This is a genomic window from Agrococcus sp. Marseille-Q4369 (genome assembly GCF_018308945.1).
In the GTDB taxonomy this organism is placed as follows: Bacteria; Actinomycetota; Actinomycetes; order Actinomycetales; family Microbacteriaceae; genus Agrococcus.
In genome coordinates this window covers 858,456-871,494 of record NZ_CP070501.1, presented here as the reverse complement: position 1 = coordinate 871,494, position 13,039 = coordinate 858,456, and the positions used below count along the sequence as shown (strand labels likewise).

At 73.0% G+C, this 13,039-nt stretch carries 15 protein-coding genes; 13 read left to right on the top strand and 2 right to left on the bottom strand.

The features are described from left to right. Positions 1 to 136 precede the first annotated feature (136 nt). From recA to dapF, 6 genes are all read left to right on the top strand, one after another. Positions 137 to 1,195: a recombinase RecA gene (gene recA, locus JSQ78_RS04440; protein WP_211449702.1), complete on the top strand. Its 1,059-nt coding sequence runs from the start codon at positions 137 to 139 to the stop codon at positions 1,193 to 1,195. Then, complete coding sequence (locus JSQ78_RS04435; RefSeq protein ID WP_211449700.1) at positions 1,192 to 1,854, top strand: regulatory protein RecX; 663 nt, start codon at positions 1,192 to 1,194, stop codon at positions 1,852 to 1,854. The genes recA and JSQ78_RS04435 overlap by 4 nt, the downstream gene beginning before the upstream one ends. Positions 1,855 to 1,921: 67 nt before the next feature. Continuing rightward, positions 1,922 to 2,359 carry a hypothetical protein gene (locus tag JSQ78_RS04430; RefSeq protein ID WP_211449698.1) on the top strand — a complete coding sequence of 146 codons (438 nt, stop codon included), beginning with the start codon at positions 1,922 to 1,924 and terminating at the stop codon, positions 2,357 to 2,359. A 37-nt stretch (positions 2,360 to 2,396) separates the two neighbouring features. After that, positions 2,397 to 3,887, top strand: coding sequence for a tRNA (N6-isopentenyl adenosine(37)-C2)-methylthiotransferase MiaB (miaB, locus tag JSQ78_RS04425; protein ID WP_211449696.1), 1,491 nt, complete (start codon positions 2,397 to 2,399; stop codon positions 3,885 to 3,887). Then, positions 3,884 to 4,792, top strand: coding sequence for a tRNA (adenosine(37)-N6)-dimethylallyltransferase MiaA (miaA, locus tag JSQ78_RS04420; RefSeq protein ID WP_211449694.1), 909 nt, complete (start codon positions 3,884 to 3,886; stop codon positions 4,790 to 4,792). The genes miaB and miaA overlap by 4 nt, the downstream gene beginning before the upstream one ends. Then, entirely contained in the window at positions 4,789 to 5,652 is an 864-nt protein-coding gene (dapF, locus tag JSQ78_RS04415; protein ID WP_211449692.1) for a diaminopimelate epimerase, read from the top strand. Before miaA ends, dapF begins: the two co-directional genes overlap by 4 nt. Here dapF and JSQ78_RS04410 read toward each other — a convergent pair. Then, positions 5,636 to 6,241 carry a class I SAM-dependent methyltransferase gene (locus tag JSQ78_RS04410; RefSeq protein WP_249295901.1) on the bottom strand — a complete coding sequence of 202 codons (606 nt, stop codon included), beginning with the start codon at positions 6,239 to 6,241 and terminating at the stop codon, positions 5,636 to 5,638. The two genes, dapF and JSQ78_RS04410, sit on opposite strands and share 17 nt — an antisense overlap. 29 nt (positions 6,242 to 6,270) lie before the next feature. Between JSQ78_RS04410 and hflX the strand changes: the two genes are divergently transcribed. Beyond that, entirely contained in the window at positions 6,271 to 7,770 is a 1,500-nt protein-coding gene (gene hflX, locus JSQ78_RS04405; RefSeq protein ID WP_211449690.1) for a GTPase HflX, read from the top strand. A 2-nt stretch (positions 7,771 to 7,772) separates the two neighbouring features. Here the strand turns inward: hflX and lexA are convergent, their stop codons facing one another. After that, positions 7,773 to 8,396: a transcriptional repressor LexA gene (gene lexA, locus JSQ78_RS04400; RefSeq protein WP_021011806.1), complete on the bottom strand. Its 624-nt coding sequence runs from the start codon at positions 8,394 to 8,396 to the stop codon at positions 7,773 to 7,775. 241 nt (positions 8,397 to 8,637) lie between these two features. Between lexA and JSQ78_RS04395 the strand changes: the two genes are divergently transcribed. The 6 genes from JSQ78_RS04395 (at position 8,638) to JSQ78_RS04370 (ending at position 13,038) form a co-directional block, all read left to right on the top strand. Beyond that, complete coding sequence (locus tag JSQ78_RS04395; protein WP_211449689.1) at positions 8,638 to 9,003, top strand: hypothetical protein; 366 nt, start codon at positions 8,638 to 8,640, stop codon at positions 9,001 to 9,003. Positions 9,004 to 9,068: 65 nt separating this feature from the next. Then, positions 9,069 to 10,148, top strand: coding sequence for a histidinol-phosphate transaminase (locus tag JSQ78_RS04390; RefSeq protein ID WP_211449687.1), 1,080 nt, complete (start codon positions 9,069 to 9,071; stop codon positions 10,146 to 10,148). Between the two features lie 9 nt (positions 10,149 to 10,157). Continuing rightward, on the top strand, positions 10,158 to 10,757 hold the full coding sequence (gene hisB / locus JSQ78_RS04385) for an imidazoleglycerol-phosphate dehydratase HisB (protein WP_211449685.1): 600 nt from the start codon (positions 10,158 to 10,160) through the stop codon (positions 10,755 to 10,757). Next, on the top strand, positions 10,754 to 11,392 hold the full coding sequence (gene hisH, locus JSQ78_RS04380; RefSeq protein WP_211449683.1) for an imidazole glycerol phosphate synthase subunit HisH: 639 nt from the start codon (positions 10,754 to 10,756) through the stop codon (positions 11,390 to 11,392). Before hisB ends, hisH begins: the two co-directional genes overlap by 4 nt. A 59-nt stretch (positions 11,393 to 11,451) precedes the next feature. Then, on the top strand, positions 11,452 to 12,201 hold the full coding sequence (priA, locus tag JSQ78_RS04375; protein WP_211449681.1) for a bifunctional 1-(5-phosphoribosyl)-5-((5-phosphoribosylamino)methylideneamino)imidazole-4-carboxamide isomerase/phosphoribosylanthranilate isomerase PriA: 750 nt from the start codon (positions 11,452 to 11,454) through the stop codon (positions 12,199 to 12,201). 3 nt (positions 12,202 to 12,204) lie between these two features. Next, positions 12,205 to 13,038 (top strand): SseB family protein, encoded by an 834-nt coding sequence (locus tag JSQ78_RS04370; protein WP_211449679.1) that lies wholly within the window; start codon positions 12,205 to 12,207, stop codon positions 13,036 to 13,038. Position 13,039: the final 1 nt, after the last annotated feature.

Genomic DNA, 13,039 nt, shown 5'->3' with positions numbered 1-13,039 from the left:
TCGTTCGAAGATGCGTTCGATCCGCGCGTAGGCTGAGGGTGCTCGACGGGACTGTCCACAGGCCGGGACCGGGGTCGCTCGCATGTCAGCGGCCCGACGTAGCGTGAGCGCCATCACCGAAACGGAAGGCAAGCACATGCCCACACCCGCAGACCGCGACAAGTCGCTCGAGGCGGCGCTCGCGCAGATCGACCGTCAGTTCGGCAAGGGGTCCGTCATGCGCCTCGGCAGCGAGGAACGCGCGCCCGTCGAGATCATCCCGACGGGCTCGATCGCCCTCGACGCCGCGCTCGGCATCGGCGGCCTGCCCCGCGGGCGCATCATCGAGATCTACGGCCCCGAGTCGTCGGGAAAGACGACGCTGACGCTCCACGCGATCGCCAACGCGCAGCGGGGCGGCGGCATCGCGGCGTTCATCGACGCCGAGCACGCGCTCGACCCCGAGTACGCCAAGAAGCTCGGCGTCGACATCGACTCGCTGCTCGTCTCCCAGCCCGACACCGGTGAGCAGGCGCTCGAGATCGCCGACATGCTCATCCGCTCCGGCTCGATCGACATCATCGTCATCGACTCCGTCGCGGCGCTCGTGCCGCGCGCCGAGATCGAGGGCGAGATGGGCGACAGCCACGTCGGCCTCCAGGCGCGCCTCATGTCGCAAGCGCTCCGCAAGCTCACCGGCGGTCTCAACCAGACCGGCACGACGATGATCTTCATCAACCAGCTGCGCGAGAAGATCGGCGTCTTCTTCGGCAGCCCCGAGACGACCGCGGGCGGCAAGGCGCTCAAGTTCTACGCCTCGGTGCGCCTCGACATCCGCCGCATCGAGACGCTCAAGGACGGTGCCGACGCGGTCGGCAACCGCACGCGCGTCAAGGTCGTCAAGAACAAGATGGCGCCGCCGTTCAAGCAGGCCGAGTTCGACATCCTCTACGGCGTCGGCATCTCCCGCGAGGGCAGCCTCATCGACTTCGGCGTCGAGCACGGCATCGTCCGCAAGTCCGGCGCCTGGTACACCTACGACGGCGACCAGCTCGGCCAGGGCAAGGAGAAGGCACGCCAGTTCCTGCTCGACAACCCCGACATCGCGGGCTCGATCGAGCGGCAGATCCTGGGCAAGCTCGGCATCGGCGCCGCGGCGCCCGAAGCGGGCGTCGAGTCGCTCGACGCGCGCCGGCAGGAGCGCCAGGGCGCGTGAGCGACGCTGACCGGCTCGCCGGGGTCACCGAGCTCTCGAGCTGGATCGCCGGGCGCGACGAGCGCACCGGCGACCAGCCCGAGGCCGAGGCGCCCGCTGGGCCCGGCGCTTCGCGGCGCGGCTCGCGCGGCCGCTCCGGCGGGGGCTCGCGCGGCCGCGCCGGGGAGCGAGATGACGACGGCGCGCCGCTCGAGCCGATCGACGAGGAGGCGGCGCGAGCGATCGCGCTGCGAGCCCTCGGCCGACGCGGCGCGAGCCGCCTCGAGCTCGACCGGGCGCTCGCGAAGCGCGACGTCGAGCCCGACGTGCGCGCGGCGGTGCTCGACCGGCTCGTCGACGAGCGCTACCTCGACGACGAGCAGCTCGCGCGCGACGAGGCAGAGCGCCTCCGCGAGCGCAAGCAGCTCGGCGAGCGCGGGATCGCCGCGGCGCTGCGCCAGCGCGGCCTCGACCCCGCCGTGCTCGACGAGCCGGACCGCGACGACGAGCTGCAGCGCGCGATCGATGCGGCCGCCGACCGGCGGCGTCGCATAGGATCGCTCGACGATGAGACAGCCGAGCGACGGCTCGCCGGCTGGCTGCAGCGGCGCGGGTTCAGCGGTGGCGCCGTGCGCCTCGCGATCGAGCGCTCGCGGCCCAGTGGGCCGCGCTTCCGCTGACCAGCACGGCAGCCGCTCCGGGTCGAGGGTCAGCATCCGGCTCATGGCTGAGCGATAGATTGAGCGCATGAAGACCACCAAGCTCATCACCGTCCCGGCGCTCGCCGCCGCCTCCCTCCTCGCGCTCACGGGCTGCATCCAGATGCCGCCCGCAGCGCCGGGCAACGACACCGACACCGGCAACGGCTCCGGCAGCTCGGCGGCGGAGAGCCTCGACGACACCTCGTGGACGGGCGCCATCGACGGCGTCGTCGCGCCCTTCGGGTTCACGCTCAACGCCGACGGCACCGTCGACATCACGACGTGGGGCGACTCGGACGCGCAGTACGACTTCCCGCAGGACGTGTGGGAGGGCGACTCGTCCGACCTCACCGTCACGATCACGGGCCTCGAGGAGGGCGAGTTCGACCTGACCGTCTCCGGCACCGCCCAGGACGGTCGGATGGACCTCTCGGGCGAGGGCACGAACGGCAGCAGCTACACGCTCACGGCCACGCAGGACTGACGCTTCGGGGCGGTCGCCGCTCGGTACGCTGGAGGGCATGTCCACGACCTCCGCGCTGCGCACCTATGAGGTGAAGACCTTCGGGTGCCAGATGAACGTGCACGACTCCGAGCGCCTCCGCGGCTCGCTCGAGGAGGCCGGGTACGCCGAGGCCGTCGATGGCCGCCCCGACGTCATCGTCATCAACACGTGCGCGGTGCGCGAGAACGCCGACCAGAAGCTCTACGGCCACCTCGGGCACCTCGCGAAGACCAAGCGCGAGCGGCCCGGCTTCCAGATCGCCGTCGGCGGCTGCCTCGCGCAGAAGGACCGCGCGACGATCGTCGATCGCGCGCCGTGGGTCGACGTCGTATTCGGCACCCACAACATCGGCTCCCTGCCGGCGCTGCTCGAGCGCAGCCGCCACAACGGCGAGGCGGAGGTCGAGATCCTCGAGGCGCTCGAGGTGTTCCCGTCGACGCTCCCGACCAAGCGCGAGTCGACCTATGCCGGCTGGGTGTCGATCTCGGTCGGCTGCAACAACACGTGCACGTTCTGCATCGTGCCGTCGCTGCGCGGCAAGGAGCGCGACCGTCGCCCGGGCGAGATCCTCGCCGAGGTGCAGGCGCTCGTCGACGACGGCGCGCTCGAGGTGACGCTGCTGGGACAGAACGTCAACTCCTACGGCGTCGAGTTCGGCGACCGGCTCGCGTTCGGCAAGCTGCTGCGCGCCGCCGGTGAGATCGACGGGCTCGAGCGCGTCCGCTTCACGAGCCCGCATCCCGCCGCCTTCACCGACGACGTGATCGACGCGATGGCGGAGACCGACGCGGTCATGCCGCAGCTCCACATGCCGCTCCAGTCCGGCTCGGACCGCGTGCTGCGCGCCATGCGACGCTCCTACCGCTCCGCGCGGTTCCTCGGCATCCTCGAGAAGGTGCGCGAGCGCATCCCGCACGCCGCGATCACGACCGACATCATCGTCGGCTTCCCCGGCGAGACCGACGACGACTTCGAGGAGACCATGCGCGTCGTCGAGGCGTCGCGCTTCGCCTCGGCCTTCACGTTCCAGTACTCGATCCGTCCCGGCACCCCCGCGGCCACGATGCCCGACCAGGTGCCGAAGGCGGTCGTGCAGGAGCGCTTCGAGCGGCTCGTCGCGCTGCAGGACCGCATCTCGTTCGAGGAGAACCTCGCGCAGGTCGGCCGCACGGTCGACGTGCTCGTCTCCGTCGGCGAGGGCAAGAAGGACGCCGAGACGCATCGGCTCTCGGGTCGCGCCGAGGACAACCGGCTCGTGCACTTCGCGCCCGGCGGCCACTCGCCGCGGCCCGGCGACATCGCCACCGTGCGGGTCACGCACGCCGCGCCGTTCCATCTGCTCGCTGACGAGGGCCCGATCGCGGTACGGCGCACGCGCGCCGGTGACGCGTGGGACCGCGGCCAGGCCGACTCGTGCGGCGTGCCCTCGCTCGTCGGGGCCGGGGCCGGGGCCGGGGCCGGGCGCCCGGTCTCGCTCGGCCTGCCGACGCTCCGCATCGGCACGTGACCCTCATCGCCGTCGTCGGCGCCACCGGCACCGGCAAGACGGCCAGGTCGCTCGCCATCGCCGACGCGGTGGTCGCGCTCGGCGCCCGCGCCGAGATCGTCAACTGCGACGCGATGCAGCTCTACCGCGGCATGGACATCGGCACGGCGAAGGCAAGCGCCGAGGAGCGCCGCGGGCACCCCCACCACCTCCTCGACGTGCTCGAGCCGTGGCAGGATGCGGCGGTCGCCGCCTATCGCGACGAGGCTGCGAGCCTCGTCGCCGGCATCGAAGCGCGCGGCGCGGTGCCGATCCTCGTGGGCGGCAGCGGGCTCTACGCCGCGAGCGTGCTGTACGCCTTCGAGTTCCCCGCGACCGACGCCGAGCTCCGCGCCCGGCTCGAGGCCGAGCTCGAGGCCGAGGGTGCCGGGGCGATGCACGCGCGACTGCTCGCGGTCGACCCGGCGGCCGCCGAGGCGATCGGGCCGCACAACGGCCGCCGGCTCGTGCGCGCGCTCGAGGCGGTCACCCTCACCGGCGAGCCGTTCCGCGTCGGCCTTCCCGACGAGCGGTCGCTCGCTCGGCCGACGATCATCCAGCACGAGCGCGTCGATCGCGCAGCGCTCGTCGCCCGGCTCGATGCGCGCGTGGTGGGGATGTGGCGGCTCGGCATCGTCGACGAGGCGCGAGCGCTCCGGGAGGCCGGGATCGAGCGGGGCACGACGGCGCAGCAGGCCATCGGCTACCGCCAGGCCCTCGACCAGCTCGACGGCCGGATCACGGAGGTCGAGGCCATCGAGCGCACGCAGGCCCTCACCCGCCGCTACGCGCGTCGACAGGTGTCGTGGTTCCAGCGCTACCCGGCCGCGCCGCCCGCAGACGCGGTCGAGCTCGCACAGCGCGCGGTCGCTAGCCTGGGGGGATGACGACGCACGCCACCGGATTCGCGAAGGGCCACGGCACGGGCAACGACTTCGTGCTCGTCGCCGACCCGGCAGGCGAGCGCCCGCTGCTGCCGGGCGAGGTGCGCGCGCTCGCCGACCGGCGCTTCGGCATCGGGGGCGACGGGGTCATCCGCGCTGTGCCGGCGGGCCGCACCGGCGACGCGGTACTCGACGCCGCGCCCGCGGGCACGTGGGCGATGGACTACTGGAACGCCGACGGCAGCGCGAGCGAGATGTGCGGCAACGGCGTGCGCGTGTTCGTGCGGTTCCTGCTCGAGCAGGGGCTCGCCGAGCTGCCGGACGGCGGCTCGATCGACGTGGCGACGCGCGCCGGCGTGAAGCGAGTCGTGCGGCACGGCAGCCTGCTCGCGGTCGACCTCGGCCCGTTCGAGCTCGGCGGCACGCGGCTCGTGGCCGCAGACGGCCTCGACGTCGCCAGGCCCGGCCTCGACGTCTCGACCGGCAACCCGCACGTCGTCGTCGCCCTCGCCGACGCGGCCGAGCTCGACGCGCTCGACCTGCACCGGCCTCCCTCGCTCGACCCCGTCGCCGAGGACGGCGCGAACGTCGAGTTCGTCGTCCCCGGCGTCATCGCCGACGGCATCGGCTCGATCCGGATGCGCGTGCACGAGCGGGGCGTGGGGGAGACCCTCTCGTGCGGCACGGGCGCCGTCGCCGCGGCCCTCGCGACCCGGCACTGGTCGGGCGGGGCCGCCGACCGCTGGATCGTCGACGTGCCGGGCGGGCGGCTCGAGGTCGACGTCGACGCCCGCGGCCACGCATGGCTCACGGGGCCCGCGGAGATCGTCTTCCGCGGGGAGGCGCTCAGTCCGGCGCCGTGACGGCGATGATGCGGTACGTCTTCCTGGAGTCGGCGCGCTCGACGTTGAAGCCGGCGAAGCGCTCCTGCAGCCAGCGCAGCAGCGAGTCGGCGCCGAGGTGCTTCTGCACGACGAGCCACGCCGTCGCGCCCGGCGCGAGCCGCGGGATCCACGCCTCGAGCAGCTCGTGCAGCTGCTGCTTGCCGATGCGGATCGGCGGGTTCGACCAGATCGCGTCGAAGCGCACATCGGCAGGAACGCGCTCTGGCATCGATGGCACGATGTTCGATAGACTGAGCAGCTCGGCATTCCGCTCGACGAGCGAGAGCGCTCGGGCGTTGACGTCGACGGCCCAGACACGGGCATCGGGGGAGCGGAGCGCGAGCGTCGCGGCGATCGGCCCCCACCCGCAGCCGAGGTCGAGCAGCTCGCCCGTCGCGGGCGGCGCGGGCACGGCGTCGAGCAGCACCGCAGTGCCGACGTCGAGGCGGTCGCCGGAGAAGACGCCGGCGGCGGTCACCATCTCCCGCTCTCGACCCGCGATCGGCACTCGGAGCGTCCGGACCGACTCGGGCGCGGCAGGATCGGGCGAGAAGTAGTGGTCCGACACGGATCCGACAGTACAGAAGGAAGCAACGCATGGCAGAAGCCCAGGACGGCACCGACGGCGGGCGCGCGATGGAGCGCATCCTCGCGTGGGCCGAGCCCGGCGAGCGCGAGCTGCTCGCCGAGCGCGCGCAGGCGCTGCAGGACGACGACGCGCACAGCGACGTCGACGGCGACCAGCTCGACCGCGAGGAGCGCGCCGCGCTCCGCCGTGTCGACGGCCTCCGCACCGAGCTGGAGGACGTCACCGAGGTCGAGTACCGCCAGCTGCGGCTCGAGAACGTCGTGCTCGTGGGCGTCTACAGCGGCGCAGCCGACGACGCCGAGAACTCGCTCCGCGAGCTCGCCGCGCTCGCCGAGACCGCTGGCGCGCGCGTGCTCGACGGGGTCCTCCAGCGGCGACCGAACCCCGACCCGGCGATCTACGTGGGCCGCGGCAAGGCCGAGGAGCTCGCGGCGATGGTGAAGGAGCTCGGCGCCGACACGGTCGTGGCCGACAGCGAGCTCTCGCCGAGCCAGCGGCGCGCGCTCGAGGACCGGGTGAAGGTCAAGGTCATCGATCGCACCGCGGTCATCCTCGACATCTTCAGCCAGCACGCGACGAGCCGAGAGGGCAAGGCGCAGGTCGAGCTCGCGCAGCTCGAGTACCTGCTGCCGCGCCTGCGCGGCTGGGGCGAGTCGATGTCGCGCCAGGCCGGTGGCCAGGTCGGCGGGCAGGGCGCGGGCATGGGCTCGCGCGGCCCCGGTGAGACGAAGATCGAGCTCGACCGCCGGCGCATCCACTCGCGCATGGCACGGCTCCGCAAGCAGATCAAGGGGTTCGGCCCCGTGCGCCAGGCGAAGCGGGCGAACCGCGACCGCAACGAGGTGCCGGGCGTCGCGATCGCCGGCTACACGAACGCCGGGAAGTCGAGCCTGCTCAACCGCATCACGGGCGCGGGCGTGCTCGTCGAGAACGCGCTCTTCGCGACCCTCGACTCGACCGTGCGGCGGACGCAGACGCCCGACGGCCGCGAGTTCACGATCGCCGACACCGTCGGCTTCGTGCGCGACCTGCCGCACCAGCTCGTCGAGGCGTTCCGCTCGACGCTCGAGGAGGTCGCGGAGTCGGACGTCATCGTGCACGTCGTCGACGCGAGCCACCCCGACCCCGCGTCGCAGATCGCGACCGTGCGCGACGTGCTGGGGGAGACCGGTGCCCGATCCATCCCCGAGATCGTCGTGTTCAACAAGGCGGATCTCGTGAGCCACGACGATCGGCTCGTGCTGCGCGGCCTGCAGCCCGACGCGATCTTCGCGTCTGCTCGCACGGGCGAAGGCGTCGACGAGATCCTCGAGCGGCTCGCCGAGCTGCTGCCGCGGCCTGAGGTCGCGGTCTCGCTGCTCGTGCCCTTCGATCGCGGCGACATCATCGCGATGCTGCACGACCGCTTCGAGGTGCTTCGCGAGGACTACGAGGCCGACGGCACGCGCGTCGAGGCGATGGTCACCGCGGCTGCCGCGGGGCAGCTCGAGGAGTTCGTGGTCGCCTAGGGTCAGACCGCCCTGAGGACCGCGACGACGCGGCCGAGCACCTCGGCCTCGTCGCCGAGGATGGGTTCGAATGCCGAGTTGCGCGGCAGCAGCCACGTGTGGCCGTCGCGCTGCTTGAACACCTTGACCGTCGCCTCGCCGTCGAGCATCGCCGCGACGATGTCGCCGTTGACGGCATCGCGCTGCTGACGCACGACGACCCAGTCGCCGTCGCAGATCGCGGCGTCGACCATCGAGTCGCCGACGACCTGCAGCATGAAGAGATCGCCGGAGCCGACGAGCTGCTTCGGCAGCGGGAACACGTCGTCGACCTGCTCCTCGGCCGTGATCGGGATGCCCGCGGCGATGCGGCCGACGAGCGGCACGAACGCCGCCTGCTGGATCGAGCCGACCGACTCGTCGATCTCGTCGTCGACGAGCACCTCGATCGTGCGCGGACGAGCCGGGTCGCGGCGGATGCAGCCGGCGAGCTCGAGCTGCCCGAGCTGGTGCGTGACGCTCGAGAGCGACGAGAGGCCGACGGCGTCACCGATCTCGCGGTAGCTCGGCGGGTACCCGCGCTGCTTCACGGCGCGCTGGATCACCTGCAGGATCGCCTGCTGCTTCTCGGTGAGCTGCCTCGTCATCCGTTGCCCCGATCCCCGCGTGTCAGTGGTGCCTGATGGACTCCTGGTGGTTCGAAAGCGTATCCGAGAGGGCGCCCGGATCAAACGCACGTTCGAGCGAGTCGTGGAGAAAGTTCCCACGACGGGGTTGACGCGTGCGGCAGTTCGAAAGTAGATTCGAAACAGAGATTCGCAGCCGGTGCTCCCGGCCGAGCACCGGCTGCGGATCCCAGTCCTCGGACTGGATCGAGAGGAGGCACTCATGACCGCCATCGCCATCACCGCCACCGCCGGCGCCGCACCGACGCTCCGCCTGCGCATGACCGCTCGCGGCCGCCGCGCCCTCGCATTGCTCGTCGCCGCGCCCGTGCTCGCCCTGGGCGCGCTCGCCGGCGCGGGCCTCATCGGCGACGCGGTCGCCGGTGCCGTCGCCTCCTCCTCGGCCTCGACCGCCGAGTTCGAGCACATCACGGTCGTGCCGGGCCAGTCGCTCTGGCAGATCGCCGAGGCCGTCGCCCCCGAGGCCGACCCGCGCGACGTCATCGCCGAGATCGAGCTGCTCAACGGCATCGCCGGCGCCATCCAGCCGGGCGAGCGGCTCGCCATCCCCGCGCAGTACGCCGACTGAGCAGCACGCGCCGCGACCGGGTCGCGCGCGGCCGACGGCATCCGCCGAAGTCCTAGGCTGGATCGGTGACGAGCCTCGACGACCTCCCGATCCGCGACGACCTCCGCGGGCTGACGCCCTACGGCGCACCGCAGCTCGAGGTCCCCGTGCGGCTCAACGTCAACGAGAACGCCTATCGGGTGCCCGAGGAGGTCGCGCTCGACGTCGTGCAGGAGGTCGCGCGCGCCCTGCCCGACGCCAACCGCTACCCCGACCGCGAGTTCGACGAGCTGCGCCGCTCGTTCGCGCGCTACTTGGGCCACGGCGTGACGCCCGAGCAGATCTGGGCAGGCAACGGCTCCAACGAGGTGCTCCAGCACGTGCTCCAGGCCTTCGGCGGTCCCGGTCGCACGCTGCTGTCGTTCACCCCCACCTACTCGATGTACCCGCTGCTCGCGCAGGGCGTGGGGATGCGGTGGGTCCCGGTGCCGAGGGACGAGGAGTTCACCGTCGACGCCGGCGCCGTCCGCGCGGCGATCGCCGAGCACGACCCCGACGTCGTGTTCCTCTGCTCGCCGAACAACCCGACCGGCACGGGCATCGACCTCGAGACGATCGAGGCGGCCTGTGATGCGGCGCGCGGCATCGTGCTCGTCGACGAGGCGTACGCCGAGTTCGCTCGCGACCGCGACCGCACGGCCCTCACGCTGCTCGAGCGGCACCCGCGGCTGCTCGTCTCGCGCACCATGAGCAAGGCCTTCGCGTTCGCCGGCATGCGGGTCGGCTACCTCGCCGCCCACCCGGCCGTCATCGACGCGCTCCGGCTCGTGCGGCTGCCCTACCACCTCTCGGCCATCACCCAGGCGGCGGCCGTCGCGGCTCTGCGCCACAGCGACGTCATGCTCTCGCGCGTCGACGACCTGCGCGCCGAGCGCGACCGCATGGTCGAGGAGCTCTCCCGGCTCGGCTACCGCCCCTACCCGTCGGACGCGAACTTCGTGCTCGTCGGGGGCGTCGACGACCCGCAGGCGACCTTCCGCGCCCTGCTGGAGCGCGGCATTCTCGTGCGCGACGTCGGTCTGCCGGGCACGCTGCGCATCACCGCGGGCACGAGGGGCGAGACGAGCGCCGTGCTGGCCGCGATGGCCGAACTGCGCGCGGACTAGGATCGAAGGATGGCCCGCACCGCAACCATCGAGCGCACGACGAGCGAGTCGAGCATCCGCCTCACCGTCGATCTCGACGGCTCCGGCACCTCCTCGATCTCGACGACGGTGCCCTTCTTCGACCACATGCTGACGGCGTTCTCGAAGCACTCGCTCATCGACCTGACGGTCGAGGCGAGCGGCGACACCGAGATCGACGCGCACCACACGGTGGAGGACACCGCGATCGCGCTCGGCCTCGCGCTCGGCGAGGCACTCGGCGACAAGCGCGGCGTGCGCCGCTACGGCGACGCGACCGTGCCGCTCGACGAGGCGCTCGCGCGCGCCGTCGTCGACCTCTCCGGCCGCCCGTTCCTCGTGCACTCCGGCGAGCCCGCGGGCTTCGAGCTGCACCGCATCGGCGGACACTTCACCGGCTCGCTCGTGCGCCACGCCTTCGAGGCCATCGCGCTCAACGCCCGCCTCACGGCGCACATCGAGGTGCTCGCGGGCCGCGACCCGCACCACATCGCCGAGGCGGAGTTCAAGGCCTTCGCGCGCGCGATGCGCGTCGCGGTCGAGCCCGACCCCCGCGTGACCGGCGTGCCGTCGACGAAGGGCGCACTGTGACCGCCCAGCGCAAGCGCGTCGCGCTGCTCGACTACGGGCTCGGCAACGTCCACTCGGCCGCGAAGGCGCTCGAGGCGGCCGGTGCCGACGTGCGCCTGACGGCCGACCGCACCGCGATCATGGAGGCCGACGGTCTCGTCGTGCCCGGCGTCGGCTCGATGGCCGCGTGCATGGAGGGCATCCAGGCGATCCACGGCGGCGAGCTCATCGGCCGCCGGCTCGCCGGCAGCCGGCCCGTGCTCGGCATCTGCGTCGGCATGCAGGTCCTCTTCTCAACCGGCGAGGAGGGCGGCGGCGACACGCGCGGCCTCGACGAGTGGCCCGGCACCGTGCGGCGCCTGCAGGCCGACGTGCTGCCCCACATGGGCTGGGCACAGGTCGAGGCGCCCGAGCACTCGCAGCTCTTCGCGGGCCTCGCCGACGAGCGCTTCTACTTCGTCCACTCCTACGGCGTCACCGAGTGGGGCATCGACCCGCACCCGCGCATGCGCCAGCCAGCCGTCACGTGGGCCGAGCACGGCGAGCGGTTCATCGCCGCCGTCGAGAACGGCCCGCTCTCGGCGACGCAGTTCCACCCCGAGAAGTCGGGCGAAGCGGGCGTGCGCCTGCTCGAGAACTGGGTCCGCGGGCTCTGATCCAACCCGGCCGCGCGCTCCACCGCGCCGCGGCCACCGTCCGGAAGGCAACGCATCCCATGACCGACTTCAACCAGTCGCCCAAGCTGCAGCTGCTGCCCGCGATCGACGTCGCAGGCGGCAAGGCGGTGCGGCTCACGCAGGGCAAGGCGGGCACCGAGACCTCGTTCGGGAGCCCAGTCGACGCCGCGGAGGACTGGATCCGGCAGGGCGCGGAGTGGCTGCACCTCGTCGACCTCGACGCCGCCTTCGGGCGCGGCGACAACCGCGCCGTGATCCGCAAGGTCATCAAGGCGTCGAAGGGCCGCGTCAACGTCGAGCTCTCGGGCGGCATCCGCGACGAGGCCTCGCTCGAGGCGGCCCTCGCGACCGGCGTCAAGCGCATCAACCTCGGCACCGCCGCGCTCGAGAACCCCGAGTGGACCGCATCCGTCATCGCCGAGTACGGCGACCAGATCGCCGTCGGGCTCGACGTGCGCGGCACGACGCTCGCCGCGCGCGGCTGGACCGAGGACGGCGGCGACCTGTGGCACGTGCTCGACCGGCTCGAGGCCGCCGGCTGCAGCCGCTACGTCGTCACCGACGTGACGAAGGACGGCACCCTCAAGGGCCCGAACCTCGAGCTGCTGCGGCAGGTCGGCGAGCGCACCGAGAAGCCCATCGTCGCCTCCGGCGGTGTCGCGAGCCTCGACGACATCGCCGCGCTCCGCGAGCTCGTGCCGCACGGCGTCGAGGGCGCGATCGTCGGCAAGGCGCTCTACGCCGGCGCGTTCACGCTCGCCGCGGCGCTCGACGTCGCGGGCCAGTAGGCGATGCCGGGCCCGACGCCCGGCCGCGACGTCGACTCGGCCGGCCGACCCTGGGCGGGGCGCTCGTTCCACCACCACGACTCGACCTACGCGGACGACGACGGGTCGGCTCCGGCCGGCTACCTCGAGGCGGTGCGCGCGCTCGCCGACGGCAGCGCGGACCGAGCGGCGGTCGTCGAGGCGCTCCGTGGCGAGCGCGTGCTCGTGCCGCTGCTCGCGGCGGCGGGGGAGACAGGCCTCGACGAGCGGGGCCGCACGATCGACAAGACGCAGGAGCTCTCGATCGTGACGGTGCAGGGCCCCGACGGGGCGCCCATCCTGCCGATGTTCTCGCACGTGCAGGCGATGCAGGCCTGGAACGCGGCCGCGCGGCCCGTGCCCTCGAGCGTGCAGCGGGCGGCAGCGGCCGCGCTCGACGGACCGGGCCGGATCGTGCTCGACCCGGGCTCCGAGAGCGAGTTCGTGCTCGGGCGCACGATGCTCGAGGCGATGCTGGCGGATGCCCCGTGGGCGTGGGGCGCGGAGGATGCGGCCGTGCACGAGGCCGTGCTCGACGCGCTGTTCGAGCAATCGGCGGTGCAGGCGGTCGTGCTCGCCACCGGCGATCCGCGCTGCCGGCTCGCGGGCGCCGACCTCGAGGTGCACGCGCTCGTCGACGGCTCAGCTGATGCCGCCGAGCAGGTCGGCCGCGCCGCGAGCGCGCTCGGCGAGGCCGAGGTGCTGCGAGCGCGCGTCGAGAGCCTCGCGCTGCGCGTGCACCGCTGGGACGGCGGAGCCTCGCCGCTGCCGCTCTCGGCACCGCCGCTCGCGGCGGTCACGCGCGCCGAGCGGCGCTGAG